Below are 15,430 nucleotides of genomic sequence, written 5' to 3'. Positions count from 1 at the left end.
ACATGATCGTTCGCAACTTCCACGACCTCAAAGACACCGACCGCGCCGTCAGCGACGCGCAGTGGACGTCCGTCCGGATGCTGCTCGCCGACGACAAGATGGGTTTCTCGTTCCACATCACGACGCTCAAAGCGGGCTCGGAGCACACCTTCGAGTACAAGAACCACTTCGAGAGCGTCTATTGCATCTCCGGCAAGGGCTCGATCACCGATCTCGGCACGAACGAGACGCATGAGATCACCCCCGGCGTGATGTATGCGCTGAACCTGCACGACCGGCACATCCTGCGCTCCGAGGAGGAGCTCGTGATGGCGTGCTGCTTCAATCCGCCCGTCACCGGCGCCGAGGTCCACCGTGAGGATGGATCCTACGCCGCTCCTGAAGATCTGGAATCGGCCTGAGCCATGTCCTCTCATACCGTTGAAAAGATCGGCGGGACGTCGATGTCCCGCCTCGACGAAATCCGCGACACGCTGATCGTTGGCTCTCGAAACGGGGACGACCTCTACGGCCGCATCTTTGTCGTCTCCGCCTTCGGCGGCATCACGGACCTGCTGCTGGAGCACAAGAAGACGGGTGATCCCGGCGTGTTCGCCAAGTTTGCCCACGCCTCCGGCGGACCCGGCTGGCAGGATGCGCTGCTGAAGGTCGAGGAGGCCATGGTCGCCGCGCATTCCGAATTGCTGACGAACTCGGGCGACCTCGACACGGCCAACGCCTTCGTCCGCGAACGCGTGGATGGTGCCCGGAACTGCCTGATCGACCTGCAGCGTCTCTGCTCGTACGGCCACTTCCGCCTGTCCGAGCACCTGCTGGAGATCCGCGAGCTGCTCTCGGGACTTGGTGAGGCGCATTCGGCGATGGTCATGCAGCTTCTGCTCAAGCGGGCAGGGGTCAACGCCCGGCTCGTCGATCTGACCGGCTGGCGCGACCAGAAGGAGCGCACCCTCAAGGAGCGCCTGACCTCTGCCATGGACGGCGTCGATCCTGCGACGGAAATGCCGATCGTGACTGGCTACGCCCAGTGCACCGAGGGCCTGATGCGGGAATTCGACCGGGGCTATTCGGAGGTCACGTTCTCCCGGCTGGCCGCTCTCATCGACGCGCGCGAAGCGATCATCCACAAGGAGTTCCACCTCTCCTCTGCCGATCCCAGGCTGGTCGGCGCGGACAAGGTGCGCAAGCTCGGCCGGACGAACTACGACGTCGCCGACCAGCTCTCCAACATGGGAATGGAAGCGATCCATCCGAACGCCGCAAAGACCCTGCGTCAGGCCAATGTGGCGCTGCGGGTGACGAACGCGTTCGAACCCCACGACCCCGGCACGCTGATCGACGATCAGCCCGCCGAGGTGCCTGCCGCCGAGATCGTGACCGGCATCGATATCGTCGCCCTCGAACTCTTCGAGCAGGACATGGTCGGGGTGAAGGGCTACGACGCCGCCATCCTCGACGTGCTGACGAAGCACCAGGTGAGGATCGTCTCCAAGGTCTCGAACGCCAACACGATCACGCACTATGTCGACGCTTCGCTGTCGGTGATGCGCACGGTCGAGCGGGATCTGGAGGCGCGCTACCCTTCCGCCAAGATTTCCTCGCGGCCGCTCTCCATGGTGTCCGTCATCGGGCGGGACATGAACGGACTTTCCGTCCTGACCCGCGGCCTGAACGCGATTGCGGGTTCCGGTCAGGAGGCCATCGGCGCCTCGCAGGGCCCGCGAAACGTGGACGTCCAGTTCATCATGGACCGCGATGCGCTCGAGCCGGCGGTGGCCGCACTCCACGCCGAACTAATCGAGGGCACGAAGAAGGGCGCCGCGTCGTCAAAGTCCAAGGACAAGAAGGTCCTGCAGGTCGCCTGACCGGTAGGATCTTGTCGAGATGACACGGGGCCGCTCCAGCGATGGGGCGGCCCGTTTCGTGTTCGGAATAGGAGTCGGCGGGTCGCTGCGGGGCCGCGCCCTCGCCCGGTTTTGGGAGGGAGGCGTCGGTGGTCACGAGCGCGACGGCGAGATTCCGCATCGTCAGGATGATCTGACTGCCGCCTCGCATCACCCTGTAGTTGAAGTTTGTCCCGGAAACATGAACTGTTCCTCTGCGACATACCTGGGCGGAACCGGACCTCCCGGCCGCTTCTCCGGATCGTCAGGGAACTTTTGCCGCGAGTGGAGTTGACTCGCCGTATACGGGTAGTTGTGAGGAAGTGTTCATGAATATCAAAGACGCCTCGGCCCTTTGCGGGCTGCCGGCGAAGACGATCCGGTATTACGAGGATATCGGGCTTGTATCGCCCGCCCGCAGCAGCAACGGGTACCGCCACTTCAGCGGGTCCGACACGCACAAGCTGATCTTCCTGGCCCGCGCCCGCTCGCTCGGCTTTTCCATCGAGGATTGCAGGTCCCTGCTGTCTCTTTACGAGAACCGGGATCGTGCCAGCGCCGACGTCAAGCGCGTTGCGGATGCGCATCTGGAGCGGATCGCCGCGAAGATCGACGAACTTCAGGCCCTGAGCCGAACGCTCGGTGATCTCGTGTCCCGCTGCCAGGGAACCGACAGACCCGATTGCCCGATCCTCGACGGGATCGCGGATGAGGCAGGGCAGGCGCCCCGCTCTCCGGCTCAATCGGAACGCAGACGCGAGGAGGTCTAGACGGGCTCCGGCCCTCCCGTCGCCCTTCTCCGGCCGGGCGGTCCGCCGTCGTCTCGCGGCTCTGAGGTTTCCGGCACAGAGGCAGCATGGTTCTTCGTGCCGTGGTCCTCAGCCGCCGAAGACTGTGCCGGATCCAAGGAGGAAGTAGGCGCAGACGCCGGCCGCGCCGAGAGACAACGCGAAGCCGATGGCCATCAGGAGGCCGTCCCGCAATGTCATCGACAGGCCGAACATGGCGATCGCCGCCATCGGGGCCGTGCTCGCGAAGGGAACGAGTTCGAGCGGCGGCACGAGCGCGCAGAGCATCAGGATCACCGCAGCCGAGATGCGCCGGACCCAGCGGGTCGTCAGCGATGAAAGGCGCGGGCCGAACCATCGATCGAGCCAGCGGCCGAGGGGACGCATCTTGTCCATCGCGCCCTGCATCTTGCCGGACGAGACGGAGCGGTTGGACACGAAGGAGGGCAGCCACATGCTGTCCCGCCCTGCCAGGATCTGAACCGCGAAGAGCGCGATGATCAGGGCCAGGAAGGTCGGAACTCCCGGGATGCCTCCGATGGGGGACACCTCGACAATGGCGGGGATGAACAGGAGCGGCCCCCAGCCACGGCCGCCGAAGGCCTCCACGAGCCGGCCCACGGACACCGAGTCGGACTGCTTGGCGGCGTCGTCCAGCCGATCGAGGATGTCCTCCACCGCATGTGTGTTCTCGGTCATCCCGTCTCCTGCCCTGTACGGCGTCGACTGGTCGAACCTGCCGCGGCGCCCGGAAGTTCCGCGTCGGCCGGCATTCGAACGAGGAGGCGCCGGGATCGCGGGCCCGGCGCCGGGTTCGGCTTACGCAGCCTCGCGGGCCGCGCCCTCGGCGAGCTTTGCCTTGGAAATGGCGAAGGCCGCGTCCGCTGCCTCGGCGCCCTTCTTGACGAACTGCTCCGAGAAGAACCGGACATGCTCTTCGGTCGGCTGGAAGTGGTGCGGCGTCAGCGAGACGGACAGCACGGGCACGTCCGCCTTGAGTTGGACGTCCATCAATCCCGAGACCACGGCCTGCGCGACGAAGTCGTGCCGGTAGATGCCGCCATCGACCACGAGCGCGGCGGCGGCGATGGCGTCGTACTCGCCGGTCGCGGCGAGACGCTGCGCGAGAAGCGGCATCTCGAACGCACCCGGAACGTCGAAGGCGCGCACCTCGGCGGTGGCGTCGAGCTCGGCCAGGCGCCGGACGAAGCCATCATGGGCCCGGTCGACGATGTCAGCGTGCCAGCGGGCCTTGATGAAGGCGAAGGTGAGGGATTTTGTCATTGCTCTTTCGGATCCTTGTCACAAGCCAAAATCCCAGAGCGTCACAAGACGGCCGGACAGGCCGGTCGCCTCATTCTCTCCCATCCGGACTATGACCGTCGGCCCCGGAATTTCACCGGATCTGCTGACCCTCCGACGACTCGGAGGCGCTCGCGGGCTATCACCGCCGGTGGGGAATCTCACCCCGCCCTGAGAATGAAGGGAAGATTAAGGACGGACCCCGCGTCACGCAAGAGAGCAGGGCCGCGCAGAACGTGTGCGGGGCGACGCTCCATGGGCCGACCGCGACGCTCGGCTTCCGGCGCGGAGGCTCTCGTCCGGCGTTTGCGCCCGCCTACGCCCCCCTTTACACTTCCTTTCCCCCGGTTCATCTTCCGCCCCGTATCCACCGGGGGTGCTCCGTCAAGCGGGGCTGAGATGTGCGGGATGCCGCACGAACCCTTCAAAGCTGATCTGGGTAATTCCAGCGGAGCGAGGTCTCTACGATGTTCATTGGCGCGCAAGTGTCCCTCTATCCCATGACGTCCGGTTTCGTGGACGTCATCATGTCCTCCCTCGGGGCGCTCGATCCCTACCGCGAGGATCTGAGGATCGAGACGGACGACATGTCCACCCTCATGGTCGGCCCCCCCGAAGCGCTGACGGGCGCGATGCGCGATCTCTTCGCCGCCGCGAGCGGCTCGGGCGAGCACGTGACCATGCATGTTACCCTCTCACGCGGCTGCCCCGGCGAGCCGGACGATCCCTCCTGCCATTGCGAAGCGCTGGTCGAGGCGCAGGACAAGTCACTCGAGGAGCGCCGCCGGATCGCCGCCGCCGCGGTGGCCGACGCGCCCGACCTCGGCGCGCCCATCGACGTGCAGTTCTCGCTCTACGTGCTCGGGCAGGACCGGCACATGGACGAGATCTACGGCTGCATCGACTTCCTCAAGGAGACCGGCGTCTTCCTCAAGTCGAAGAACTTCTGCACCCGGCTCAGGGGCGATGCGGGCGCGGTCTTCGCCGCGATCCGCGAGGCGTTCCTGCGCTTCGGGCCGGCCGAGGGTCACGTCACGATCGATCTGACGGCATCGGCGAACAGCCCCAGCCCCAAAGCCTCCGCGGCCTGAGCGCGGGGACGGCCTGCCCCTGACAGGGCCGGCCCTTTCCCGGCGCGATCCATCATGGCCGCATTCAGACATATCCTGCCGCCCCTCCTTCTGGCGCTGGCCGTCCTTCTCGCATGGGAAGGCTACTGCGCCGCCTCGGAGGTCTCGCCACTGGTCCTGCCGGCGCCGTCCGACATCGTCCGGGCGCTCTGGACGGAGCGCGGCCCGATCTCCGGGCATGCGCTCTCCACCCTGACGGTCACGACCCTCGGCTTTTCCACCTCGGTCGTCTTCGCCTTCGCGGTCTCCGTCGCGCTGCACTTCACGCCGTGGCTGAAGCGGGGGGCGATGCCGCTCTTCGTGGCGAGCCAGACGGTGCCCATCGTCGCGCTCGCGCCCCTGATGGTGCTCTGGTTCGGCTTCGGGCTCTTGCCGAAGGTCCTGCTGGTCATCCTCGTGACGTTCTTTCCGATGCTCGTCAGCCTGCTCTCGGGCTACGCGGCAACGCCGCAGGCCTTCCGCGATCAGCTCGTCTCGATGGGGGCGCGGCGCTGGGACGTGTTCCGGCGGGCGACGCTGCCCACGGCGCGGGAGCCCTTCTTCGCCGGGCTCAGGATTTCGGCGACCTACGCCGTCGTGGCCTCGATCTTCGCGGAATATGCCGGGGCGCGGCGGGGGCTCGGGATCTACATCCTCTCGGCCAAGAACAGCTTCCGCGCGGACCTGGTGCTGTCCGCGGTGGTGGTCTCGGCCACGCTCACGCTGGTCCTTCTGGGGCTCTTGCTGCTTGTCGAGCGACTGACCGGGCGCAGATATCGAAAGGCCGGCCATGTTGGCGCTTGAGGATCTCACCATCCGCATGGACGGGGCGGACCTCGTCCGGCGCGTCTCCTTGCGCCTCGAGGAAGGGCGCATCACCTGCCTGATCGGGCCGTCGGGCTGCGGCAAGACCTCCGTCGTCAAGTGGCTCGCGGGGGTCCTGCCGCCGGGAATGGAGGCCGACGGGCGCGCCAGTCTCGACGCCACCCCCATCGCGACGCCGCATCCCGCGATCTCCTACCAGCCGCAGCAGGACACGCTCTTTCCCTGGCTGACGGTCGCCGAGAACGCCGCGATGGGGCTGGAGATCGCCGGCGCCTCCCGCGCCGAGGCGCGCGCGCGGGTCGCGCCGCTTTTCCCGGCCTTCGGCCTCGGTGGCTGGGAGGACCGGTTTCCGTCCGAACTCTCGGGCGGCATGCGCCAGCGCGCCGCCTTCCTGCGCACCATCGTTCAGGACAGCCGTTTCGTCCTGCTCGACGAGCCGTTCTCCGCCCTCGATGCGGTGACCCGGCTGCGGATGCAGGACTGGCTCTGCGCCCGGCTCGAAGAGGCGCCCCGCGGCGTCCTGATGGTCACGCACGATCTGTACGAGGCGACGCAGATGGCGGACCGCATCCTGGTGATGGCGGCGAAGCCGGGCCGGATCATTCGCGACATTCCCATCGACACCCCCCGTTCGGAGCGGGACGAGGCCGCGCTGGCCCGGATCCGCACCGATCTCAAATCACTACTCCTGGAGGACGAGACATGAAGACCACCGCCCCGATCTTGGCCGCGGCGCTTGCGCTGCCCCTGACCGCCCATGCGCAGCAGGAGGTGTCCCTCGCGCTCGACTGGACGCTGAACACCAACCATGTCGGTTTCATCGTCGCCGAGGAGAACGGCTACTACGACGAGGCCGGCCTCGAGGTGGACATCCTGCCCTACTCGGATTCGTCCTCCACAGCGCTCCTCGCGGCCGGCGTCTCCGATTTCGCCTACATGTCCTCCCTGAGCTTCATCAGCACCCGCGCCGCCGAGGCGGACATCGTCGCGCTCTGGGTTACGATGCAGAAGGAGACGGGCCGGCTCGTCTACAGCGGCGACAACGATGACATCGACAGTCCGGCGGATCTTTCCGGCAAGACCTATGCCGGCTTCGGAACCAAGTGGGAGGATGCGCTGATCTCGACCATGATCGAGGCCGATGGCGGCGATCCGACCTTCGACACCGTGACCCTCGGCACCGGTGCCTACGAGGCGCTTGCGAACGGCTCCGTGGACTTCACGCTCGAAGTCTCCACCTGGGAAGGCGTCAACAGCGAGCTTCTGAACCGCAACCAGAAGTCCTTCACCTACGCCGATTACGGCATTCCCGAGCAGCAGAACGGCTACATCGGCACCACCGGCAGGTTCCTCGCTGAGAATCCTGATCTGGTCGCGAGCTTCATGACGGCGACGCAGCGCGGCTACGCCTGGGCAGCCGAGAATCCCGAAGAGGCTGCGGACATCCTGATCGATGCGGGCGATTTCCCGAACCCGGAGCTGGTGACGGGCTCGATGGAGCTTATCGCCTCCGGCGGCTATATCGAGGCCGAGGGCATGGAGATCGGCGAGATCGACGAGGCCAAGGTCGCCCGCATGGCGAGCTTCCTCGCCGAAAGCGGCGTCCTGACCGGCGCGGATGGCGAGACGCTGGAGGAGATCGGGGACATCTCGGGCTGGTTCGACCAGAGCTGGATGGACGAGTGATCCTCAACGCCGTCGTCTTCGGCTTCGGATCCCACGAGGCGGCCTGGCGGCAGCCGGGCCTCTCGGCCACGGCGCCGCTGGAGCTGTCCCACTGGCTCGCCTGCGGGCGGGAGGCGGAGGCGGCAGGGTTCGACGGGCTCTTCCTGGGGGACATCATGTGCCTCCAGGACCGGCCCGCCGACCACCCTTCGGAAGCCCTCGACCCCTTCATGGTCCTCGCCGCGATCGCGGGGGCCACCGAGCGGCTTCGGCTCATCGGGACCGCCTCCACCAGCTTCAACCATCCCTATCATCTCGCCCGGCGCGTCCTGTCGCTGCATCACCTGACGGGCGGTCGCGCAGGCTGGAACGTCGTCACGTCCTCCTACCCCCAGGAGGCCCGCATGTTCGGGCTGGACGAGATGCCGCCGACATCCGAGCGCTACGCCATGGCCGAAGAGGTCGTGGAGGCGGTGAAGGCGCTCTGGGAGGGGTGGGACGGCGCCACCCGCGTCGCCGACAAGACGAGCGGACGCTGGCTGACCCGCGCCCCGCGCGAGACGCAGGCACGGGGACGGTTCGGCGCGATGGACGGCGCCCTCAACCTCTCCCCCGAGCCCTACGCATGGCCGCTCTTCGCGCAGGCGGGCTCCTCCCCCACCGGTCTTGCCTTCGCCGCACGCCATGCCGGCCAGGTCTTCACCGTCCAGTCCGGGATCGCTGAGGCGCGCGCGTTCCGAGACGAGGTGCATCGTCTGGCGGGGGAGGCGGGGCGAGCGCCGGAGGAGATCGCGGTCCTGCCGGGACTGGTTCCCGTCGTCGCCGAAACGCGGGATGCGGCGGAGGCGCAGCTTCTGGAGATGACCGGGCACATGAACCTCGAGCACGTCCGCACCAAGCTTGCGCGTTTCATCGGCCTGCCGCTGGACGGCTATGATCTGGATGCGCCCTTTCCGCATGCGCCGGACGATGTGGGCGAGAACACCTTCAGCAATTCCCGCGCGCGCCTCCTTGTCCGGACCGCGGTGGAGGAGGGGCATACCCTTCGCCAGTCGCTCGCCCGGTTCGCGGCGGGGCATGGGCATCTTCTGGTGGTGGGCACGGGCGATGACGTCGCCCGCGTCATGCGCGAGTGGATCTCGGCGGGCGCCGCGGACGGCTTCAACGTCATGGCGCCGGTTCTTCCCGCCGGCATCGCGGCCTTCGGGGCGCACGTCATGCCGGCGCTGGACCGGGGCGGCCCGATTGGCGCCATGCCCTGAGCGTCTCGTCAGCGCGCGGGCCGGACGGCAGTTCGTCGAAACCCTGCAAGACCACGGTTTACGAACGGTATCTTTCCCGGTAGCTTTTATTCTCCCTGCTTCAAGGGGCCGCTGCCCCCAAATTCTGAATGTCGGAGTTTCAAGGATGAGCCAGAGTGCCGCCGATTTCCTGCCAACTGGAGTTCGGGGCCTGGATGACGTCCTCCTCGGCGGCCTCATGCCTCGCGGCATCTATTTCATCGGAGGGGAGCCGGGGACGGGCAAGACGACGCTCGGTCTTCAGTTTCTGATCGAGGGACGCGACCGGGGAGAGAAAACGCTCTTCGTGACCCTCTCCCAGAGCAAGACTGACTTGAAACGCGTCGCAGCTTCGCACGGGTTCGACCTGGACGGAATCGAGATCGAGGAGGTTTCAGGCGTGCAGGTGGCCGATGCGCCCGGCCTTCGGCAGACGGTGCTGAACCCGGACGACGCGGACCTCTCCGCCGCGATCTCCTCGCTCCACGAGATCGTGGGCCGGTCGAAGGCCGACCGCGTCGTCATCGATTCGCTGTTCGAGATCCGGCTGCTCGCGCATGATGCGCTGACCTATCGTCGCGAGTTGCTGCTCCTGCGGCAGGTCGTCGCGGACATCGGGGCGACGGCCCTCATGCTCGATTACGGCGATGGCGAACTCGGGGACCGGCAGATCGAGGGCCTGGTGAACGGCGCGATCATGCTGGAGCAGGACAATCCCGACTACGGCACGACGATCCGGCGCCTGCACGTCTCCAAGATGCGCGGCCGCAGGTTCATCGAAGGGTATCACAATCTCACCATCCGGACCGGCGGCGTCGCCGTCTTCCCCCGCGTGGAGCCCGGTGCGACGCGGGAGCACGCGATCAGCGATGAGGTCGCCAGCGGCATTCCGGGACTGGACCAGATGATGGCGGGCGGTCTTGCCCTCGGTACGACATGTCTCATCACCGGGGAGCCGGGAACGGGCAAATCCACCCTCAGCACGGCCTATGCCAACGCCGCGGCACAGGACGGGAGCACGGCGGCGATGTTCCTCTTCGAGGAGCGTCTCGGCGTCTTTCGCCAGCGCTCCACCGACCTCGGGTTCGACATTTGCGAGCTGGAGAAGGAAGGACGGCTCCACTTGCGCCATTTCGACCCGGCCGAGAAGTCCCCCGGCGAATTCCTGCAATCCGTCGTCGATCTGGTGGAGGAGGAAGCCGTCAACGTCGTCGTGATCGACAGCCTGAGCGGCGCTCTCGCCGCCCATCCCGCCGGCAGTGACATGATCTCGCAGATACAGTCTCTGCTCTCATACCTGTCGCGCCAGGGCGTCCTCACCATCGTGACCCTGACGGAGGCCGGGCGCCTCGGCGGCGATCTCTCCCCCGCCATCCAGGTCGGCTGCTTCGCGGACAGCGCGATCCTGCTGCGCAACGAACGGATGGACGATGAGCTTCGGCGGACGCTCATGGTGCTGAAGAAGCGGCAGGGAGATCACGAGACGCGGGTGCGGACCCTCCTGATCGGGAACCGGAGCGTCGATGTCGTGTCCTCCTCCGAGGCAAGACGGCCCAAACCCCACCTTTCGGTGATGTAAGCCGATATGGACGGACCGCCGGAGGACATCGGATGCGAGATGGCGGCGCGCCGCATCGTCATCCACGCCCCCTTCGGGCGGGACGCCTCCGTCCTGCATGAGCTGGTCGAGGCAGCGGGCCTGATCCCCGTTCCGGCGGACGAACCGGAGGCGCTGCGTCGTATCCTTGACGGTGAATGCGGCGTGCTTCTCGTCACGCAGGAAGGTCTGGGACCAAAGACGGGCGCGATGCTTGCGGATGTGCTCGCAGATCAGCCGATCTGGTCCGCCCTCCCCGTGCTGGCGCTTCTGTCCGACGTATCCCGCCCGCCTCCCGCTCTCGCGGCGCTCGAGGCGGGCGCCGCCGGGGGCGAGGTGATCGTCCTCGAACGCCCCTGCCGCGCGGTGACGATCCGCTCCGCGCTTCGCTCGCAGTCCCTCTCGCGGGAGCGCCAGCACAAGGTGCGGGACCAGCTCGCGGAGCTGGCCGAGAGCCGGACCCATCTGCGGTTTCTCCTCTCCGAGCTGGACCACCGCTCGAAGAACCTTCTGTCCAAGGTGCTGAGCATCTTCAGCCTCACCCGGCGCGAGGCGACGGATCTCGACAACTTCGCGACGGCCTTCGAGTCGCGCGTGCGGGCGCTGGCGACGGCCCACGACCTCCTGGGCGGCGGAAACGCGGCGCCGGCCTCCATCACGGCGCTCGTGGAGCGGGCGCTGGCCGCCTATCTTGGCGAGAACGGGCAGAGGATCCAGTACGAGGGGCCGGATCTGACGCTCTGGTCCAAGGGCGCCATGACGCTGGCGATGGCTTTCTACGAGTTGGCGACGAATGCCGCGAAATACGGCGCGCTCAGCCAGCCCGAGGGACGCGTGAGCCTGACGTGGCGCCTCGAAGGAGACCCGGCCGAATTCTTCATCGAATGGCGCGAAAGCGGTGGACCGCGCGTGGCCGAGCCCACGCGGAGCAGTTTCGGCACGGATCTTCTGCGCACCATCGCCCCCGCCGAACTGAGCGGGGACGCCGAGATGATCTATGCCCCGGAAGGCCTCATCTGGCGGCTGCGCGCCCCCTATCTCCACGGAGGCGGCGAGACGCACTGACCCCGGACCGGTATTCCGGGGGGGCGTGATGCGTGCCGCGCGGCGAAGGTGGGCTTCCCACGGCGCGCAATCGTTATACCTTCCGTCTGGTGGAGGGTCCGGTGCGTCTCTGGATGTCCGGACCGGGAGGAGCGAGGCCCGCGTGGCCTCAAAGGAGGAGAAATCATGACGAGACCTAACGCATTTGCGCTGACAATCGTCGCCGCGACCATCTGTGCCGCGCCCGTTGCCATGGCGCAGCAGGCGGGCGCGCTCGCGAGCACGGGCACCGTCACGTTCGACGCCGAGCTCGAAAGCGAGGCCCTGAGCTGGACGCCGCTCTACTCGGTGTACCTGCCACCGGCCTACGAGGAGAATGACCGCGCCTACCCGGTGATCTACCTGATGCCGGGCGGTGCCGGTCAGACGCACCGCGACTGGTTTCTCAAGGGCGGTGCGGCGGAGACATTCGACCGGCTGATCGGTTCGGGCGAGGTGCCGCCCTTCATCGCCATCAGCCCCGATCCGCGCCGCACGCCGCAGCCAGAGTTCAACACATACTACCTCAACGATGCGGACGGCGAAGTCCGATACGAGGACATGTTCGTTCAGGACCTGATCCCCCATGTGGAGGAGACCTATCGCGTCCTCGCCGAAGAGGAGTATCGCGGGATCATCGGCCTCTCGATGGGCGGCTTCGCGGCGCTGGCCTATTCCATGAAGTATCCGGACATGTTCACGGCTGCAGCCGCCCTCAGCCCGGCGATCCGCACCGATCCGCAGATGCTCGCCATGAACCAGGCGGGATGGGACCGGCGCTACGGCATGATCTGGGGCGAGGGCCTCGAGGGAGAGGCGCGCCTGAACGAGAAGTACCGCGCCGATAGTGTCTTCGCGATGATCGAGGACGCGGATGCCGAGACGCTGGGGGCCACCGAGTACTTCATCGACGTGGGCTCCGACGACGTGTTCTTCGAAGGCAGTGTCCTCCTTCACAACATGCTCCGGTCCGAAGGGTCGACTGAACGGACCTTCGCCAGCGATCACCGCTTCATGGTGCGCGAGGGCGGCCACGTCTGGTCCTACTGGCGGGAGGGTCTGCCGGAGGCGGTCCGGTTCGTGACGGGTGTCATGCAGAACTGACCTGAAGGGACGCAGCGGGGCGAAAGGGCCGTCGTCGGCGGCGGTCCTTGCGCTCTCGGGGCATCGAAGCCGCGCCGTTTCGCCTTATATGAAGCGATCGACCCCGACACCAACCGAGCCGAAAGACCCGTGATATTGCCTGACGCCAGCCCGCCCGCCTCTTCGGTCCGGGCCACGCTCCGCCTCGCCGCATGGGGTCTGGCCGCCGCGCTGACCGCGATCGGTCTCATCCGGGGCGATATTCTGCTCGCCATCGCCGCGGCCGGCGCCATCGCGATGGGTGCGCTCGGGCCGCTCTATACCCGGATCTCCGGCATTCGCCTGCCGAAGGGTCTCGCGACCGGCATCCTCGTCTTCTGCCTTGCCTGTTTCGTCGCCGGTGAATGGGGCGGTCTGTACGAGGTGGGGCCGGAGGCGTCCCTCTCCCACGTCTGGGACAAGGGCCTGCACGCCATCGCCTCCGCGGTGCTGGCCGTGACGGGCTGGGCGCTGGTCCTTCTGATGACGGCCGGCGGCCCGCCGCGTGTGCCGCTCTGGGTCGGTTCCGTGCTGGCCGTGGGACTGGCGGCGCTGGTGGGCGCAGGGTGGGAGCTTTTCGAATTCACCGTCGACGCTCTCTTCGGCACCAATGCGCAGCGCTCCGGCCTGCCGGACACGATGGGAGACGTGGCGGCGAACCTCGCCGGGGCGATATGGGGTGCCATCGCCGTGCAGATCCATCTGCGCACCGGGACACGCTTGCCCTTCGCGGGGCTTCTGAGCGAAGCCTGCGACGCCAACCCCCTGATCTTTCCGGAGTGGACCGGCGCGCCCTTCGCCGCCGACGCGGCCCGCGCGCCCCTCTCCGCCATGTCCGCGCACCCCGAGGAGACCACGGCCAAATGAGCGATCTGATCCCTGCCTGGCGCGACGGGCGCCTCCAGCCGATCGAGAAGCTGCAGGTTCATCGCGAGGGGCTGCGCCACAAGGCCGTCTCCGTCTTCGTCAATTGCGGGCGGGAGACGCTGATCCAGCGCCGGGCCGCCGGCAAGTATCACACGCCGGGCCTCTGGGCGAATGCCTGCTGCACGCATCCGGGATGGGACGAAGCGCCCGAGGATTGCGCCCGGCGACGCCTCTGCGAAGAACTCGGGATCGCTCCGGGCGCGCCGCTGATCCACCGGGGACAGGTGACCTACCGCGCCGATGTCGGGCGGGGGCTCGTGGAGCACGAGGTGGTGGAGATCTACACCACCGAGCTTGCGCGCCCGGCCGAGCCCCGCCCGGACCCGGAGGAGGCGGACGCCACGCGCTGGATCGACTGGACCGCGCTCGACCGGGAAATTGCGGCGCAGCCGGGACGGTTCACGCCCTGGCTGCGGATCTACCTCTCCCGGCACCGCGACCTGGTGATGTCATGAACGGGGAGGCTCTGGAGGCGGCGCGCGTGGAACTGGCCGCCGCGGCGCAGGCCCTTGGCGGGCAGCGCGGCGCAGGCGCGGCGGAGGCGCCGGATCTCGGCGCCCGGCGCGCCGATCTGGCGGCCCTCGCCAGCGCCGTGAAGGAGGCACGCGAGGAGATCGCCCGGGTCGTTTCCGCCGATTTCGGTCATCGCCCCCGGCCGGAGACCCTGCTGACCGAGGTCGCGATGGTGCTCGAGGCCGTTCGCCACGCGCGCAGTAACCTCAAGCGCTGGATGCGGTCGCGGCGGGTGATCCTGCCGCCCCATCTTCTCCCCTCGCGCGCGAGGGTCCAGCGGGAGCCGCTGGGCCTCGTCGGCATCCATGCGCCGTGGAACTATCCCGTGCAGCTTGCACTCATCCCGCTCGTCGCCGCGCTTGCCGGTGGCAACCGGGTCATCCTTCACCCTTCGGAACACACGCCCCGGACGTCGGATCTGCTCGCCCGGCTCCTTCACGAGACCCTGCCGGAGCGGGTCCGCGTCGTCACGGGCGGGGCGGAGGTCGGTCAGGCGCTGGCGGAGATGGAGCTGGGCGCGCTCTTCTTCACCGGCTCCACCGCGACTGGCCGGAAGGTGATGGAGGCGGCCGCGAAGACCCTGACGCCCGTCATCCTCGAACTCGGCGGAAAGTCCCCCGCGATCCTCCGCGCCGACGCGGATCTCGAGGAAGCCGCGACGTCCATCGCGGCCGGAAAGCTCCTCAATGCCGGGCAGACCTGCATCGCGCCCGACTACGTTCTGGTGCCGCGCGATCGGATGGGGGCGTTCGAGGCGGCGCTGCGCAAGGCGGCCGCACAGCTCTATCCCGATCCGGGCGGCGTCGATTTCGCCACGATCGCGCGGCCGGCGGATCGTGCGCGGCTTGCCGGGATGACGGCAGGCCCCGAGGCCCGCCCGCTGATGGATCCGATGCCGCCTGCGCCGCGGATGGGCTTCTGGGCCCTGATCGACCCGCCGGCGGATCACCCGGCGATGACGGAGGAGATCTTCGGCCCCATCCTCCCGCTCATCCCCTACGACAGCGAGGCCGAGGCCCGCGCCTATGTCGCCGCAAGGCCCGTGCCGCTGGCGCTCTACGTCTACGGCCGGGACGAGACGGCGGCGCTGTCGGACGTTGCGGCGCTGCGGTCGGGCGGCGCGATGGTCAATGAAGCGGTGCAGCATGTCGCGGTGATGTCCCTGCCGTTCGGCGGTCAGGGAGAGAGCGGGATGGGCGCCTATCACGGGGAGGAGGGCTTTCGTGCCTTTACCCGTCCGCGCTCGGTCGTCGTCGCCCGCCGCTCGCTCGCGCGCATGGTGCGACCGCCCTACGGCAAGCGGATCGAACAGGTGCTGAAGATGCTGCTGCGCTGAGGC

Annotated in this window: 16 protein-coding genes and 2 riboswitches; of the genes, 14 read left to right on the top strand and 2 right to left on the bottom strand. The window is 67.7% G+C overall.

Going from position 1 to position 15,430, the window contains the following annotated elements:
- The first annotated feature begins 2 nt into the window (after positions 1 to 2).
- The 3 genes from RM543_RS17355 (at position 3) to RM543_RS17345 (ending at position 2,650) form a co-directional block, all read left to right on the top strand.
- Positions 3 to 401: an ectoine synthase gene (locus RM543_RS17355; protein WP_311693979.1), complete on the top strand. Its 399-nt coding sequence runs from the start codon at positions 3 to 5 to the stop codon at positions 399 to 401.
- A 3-nt stretch (positions 402 to 404) separates the two neighbouring features.
- Positions 405 to 1,862, top strand: a complete 1,458-nt coding sequence (locus RM543_RS17350; protein ID WP_311693977.1) for an aspartate kinase — start codon at positions 405 to 407, stop codon at positions 1,860 to 1,862.
- A gap of 347 nt (positions 1,863 to 2,209) precedes the next feature.
- Positions 2,210 to 2,650, top strand: coding sequence for a MerR family DNA-binding protein (locus RM543_RS17345; RefSeq protein ID WP_311693975.1), 441 nt, complete (start codon positions 2,210 to 2,212; stop codon positions 2,648 to 2,650).
- A 108-nt stretch (positions 2,651 to 2,758) separates the two neighbouring features.
- Here RM543_RS17345 and RM543_RS17340 read toward each other — a convergent pair whose 3' ends face one another.
- Positions 2,759 to 3,367: an exopolysaccharide biosynthesis protein gene (locus RM543_RS17340; protein WP_311693973.1), complete on the bottom strand. Its 609-nt coding sequence runs from the start codon at positions 3,365 to 3,367 to the stop codon at positions 2,759 to 2,761.
- Between the two features lie 120 nt (positions 3,368 to 3,487).
- Positions 3,488 to 3,952, bottom strand: coding sequence for a 6,7-dimethyl-8-ribityllumazine synthase (locus tag RM543_RS17335; protein ID WP_311693971.1), 465 nt, complete (start codon positions 3,950 to 3,952; stop codon positions 3,488 to 3,490).
- Positions 3,953 to 4,020: 68 nt separating this feature from the next.
- Positions 4,021 to 4,153, bottom strand: a riboswitch (FMN riboswitch).
- Between the two features lie 179 nt (positions 4,154 to 4,332).
- Positions 4,333 to 4,444, top strand: a riboswitch (TPP riboswitch).
- Here RM543_RS17335 and RM543_RS17330 point away from each other — a divergent pair.
- The 11 genes from RM543_RS17330 to RM543_RS17280 all read left to right on the top strand — a co-directional run bounded on the left by RM543_RS17330 (position 4,438) and on the right by RM543_RS17280 (position 15,427).
- Positions 4,438 to 5,061, top strand: a complete 624-nt coding sequence (locus tag RM543_RS17330) for a YkoF family thiamine/hydroxymethylpyrimidine-binding protein (RefSeq protein ID WP_311693969.1) — start codon at positions 4,438 to 4,440, stop codon at positions 5,059 to 5,061. It overlaps the preceding riboswitch by 7 nt.
- 54 nt (positions 5,062 to 5,115) lie before the next feature.
- A complete protein-coding gene (locus RM543_RS17325) occupies positions 5,116 to 5,883 on the top strand; it encodes an ABC transporter permease (RefSeq protein WP_311693967.1) in 768 nt (255 codons plus the stop codon).
- Positions 5,870 to 6,610 carry an ABC transporter ATP-binding protein gene (locus RM543_RS17320; RefSeq protein WP_311693965.1) on the top strand — a complete coding sequence of 247 codons (741 nt, stop codon included), beginning with the start codon at positions 5,870 to 5,872 and terminating at the stop codon, positions 6,608 to 6,610. The genes RM543_RS17325 and RM543_RS17320 overlap by 14 nt, the downstream gene beginning before the upstream one ends.
- Positions 6,607 to 7,590, top strand: coding sequence for an ABC transporter substrate-binding protein (locus RM543_RS17315; protein ID WP_311693964.1), 984 nt, complete (start codon positions 6,607 to 6,609; stop codon positions 7,588 to 7,590). The genes RM543_RS17320 and RM543_RS17315 overlap by 4 nt, the downstream gene beginning before the upstream one ends.
- A complete protein-coding gene (locus tag RM543_RS17310; RefSeq protein ID WP_311693963.1) occupies positions 7,587 to 8,831 on the top strand; it encodes an NtaA/DmoA family FMN-dependent monooxygenase in 1,245 nt (414 codons plus the stop codon). Before RM543_RS17315 ends, RM543_RS17310 begins: the two co-directional genes overlap by 4 nt.
- Before the next feature lie 145 nt (positions 8,832 to 8,976).
- On the top strand, positions 8,977 to 10,428 hold the full coding sequence (locus tag RM543_RS17305) for an ATPase domain-containing protein (RefSeq protein ID WP_311693962.1): 1,452 nt from the start codon (positions 8,977 to 8,979) through the stop codon (positions 10,426 to 10,428).
- Between the two features lie 6 nt (positions 10,429 to 10,434).
- Complete coding sequence (locus RM543_RS17300) at positions 10,435 to 11,511, top strand: sensor histidine kinase (RefSeq protein ID WP_311693960.1); 1,077 nt, start codon at positions 10,435 to 10,437, stop codon at positions 11,509 to 11,511.
- 165 nt (positions 11,512 to 11,676) lie between these two features.
- Positions 11,677 to 12,633 (top strand): alpha/beta hydrolase, encoded by a 957-nt coding sequence (locus tag RM543_RS17295; protein ID WP_311693958.1) that lies wholly within the window; start codon positions 11,677 to 11,679, stop codon positions 12,631 to 12,633.
- Between the two features lie 135 nt (positions 12,634 to 12,768).
- Complete coding sequence (locus RM543_RS17290) at positions 12,769 to 13,518, top strand: DUF2238 domain-containing protein (RefSeq protein WP_311693956.1); 750 nt, start codon at positions 12,769 to 12,771, stop codon at positions 13,516 to 13,518.
- Complete coding sequence (gene idi / locus RM543_RS17285; protein WP_311693954.1) at positions 13,515 to 14,033, top strand: isopentenyl-diphosphate Delta-isomerase; 519 nt, start codon at positions 13,515 to 13,517, stop codon at positions 14,031 to 14,033. Before RM543_RS17290 ends, idi begins: the two co-directional genes overlap by 4 nt.
- Positions 14,030 to 15,427 (top strand): aldehyde dehydrogenase family protein, encoded by a 1,398-nt coding sequence (locus tag RM543_RS17280; protein ID WP_311693952.1) that lies wholly within the window; start codon positions 14,030 to 14,032, stop codon positions 15,425 to 15,427. Before idi ends, RM543_RS17280 begins: the two co-directional genes overlap by 4 nt.
- The last annotated feature ends 3 nt before the right edge of the window (positions 15,428 to 15,430 follow it).

It is taken from the genome of Tropicimonas omnivorans (assembly GCF_031846565.1).
Classification (GTDB): domain Bacteria; phylum Pseudomonadota; class Alphaproteobacteria; order Rhodobacterales; family Rhodobacteraceae; genus Tropicimonas_B; species Tropicimonas_B omnivorans.
The sequence above is the reverse complement of the archived record's forward strand: the minus strand, read 5'-3'. Positions and strand labels throughout refer to the sequence as shown.

Coding starts and splice junctions, on each gene's coding strand:
- RM543_RS17355 (WP_311693979.1), top strand. CDS start 3: ATGATCGTTCGCAACTTCCACGACCTCAAAGACACCGACCGCGCCGTC.
- RM543_RS17350 (WP_311693977.1), top strand. CDS start 405: ATGTCCTCTCATACCGTTGAAAAGATCGGCGGGACGTCGATGTCCCGC.
- RM543_RS17345 (WP_311693975.1), top strand. CDS start 2,210: ATGAATATCAAAGACGCCTCGGCCCTTTGCGGGCTGCCGGCGAAGACG.
- RM543_RS17340 (WP_311693973.1), bottom strand. CDS start 3,367: ATGACCGAGAACACACATGCGGTGGAGGACATCCTCGATCGGCTGGAC.
- RM543_RS17335 (WP_311693971.1), bottom strand. CDS start 3,952: ATGACAAAATCCCTCACCTTCGCCTTCATCAAGGCCCGCTGGCACGCT.
- RM543_RS17330 (WP_311693969.1), top strand. CDS start 4,438: ATGTTCATTGGCGCGCAAGTGTCCCTCTATCCCATGACGTCCGGTTTC.
- RM543_RS17325 (WP_311693967.1), top strand. CDS start 5,116: ATGGCCGCATTCAGACATATCCTGCCGCCCCTCCTTCTGGCGCTGGCC.
- RM543_RS17320 (WP_311693965.1), top strand. CDS start 5,870: ATGTTGGCGCTTGAGGATCTCACCATCCGCATGGACGGGGCGGACCTC.
- RM543_RS17315 (WP_311693964.1), top strand. CDS start 6,607: ATGAAGACCACCGCCCCGATCTTGGCCGCGGCGCTTGCGCTGCCCCTG.
- RM543_RS17305 (WP_311693962.1), top strand. CDS start 8,977: ATGAGCCAGAGTGCCGCCGATTTCCTGCCAACTGGAGTTCGGGGCCTG.
- RM543_RS17300 (WP_311693960.1), top strand. CDS start 10,435: ATGGACGGACCGCCGGAGGACATCGGATGCGAGATGGCGGCGCGCCGC.
- RM543_RS17295 (WP_311693958.1), top strand. CDS start 11,677: ATGACGAGACCTAACGCATTTGCGCTGACAATCGTCGCCGCGACCATC.
- idi (WP_311693954.1), top strand. CDS start 13,515: ATGAGCGATCTGATCCCTGCCTGGCGCGACGGGCGCCTCCAGCCGATC.
- RM543_RS17280 (WP_311693952.1), top strand. CDS start 14,030: ATGAACGGGGAGGCTCTGGAGGCGGCGCGCGTGGAACTGGCCGCCGCG.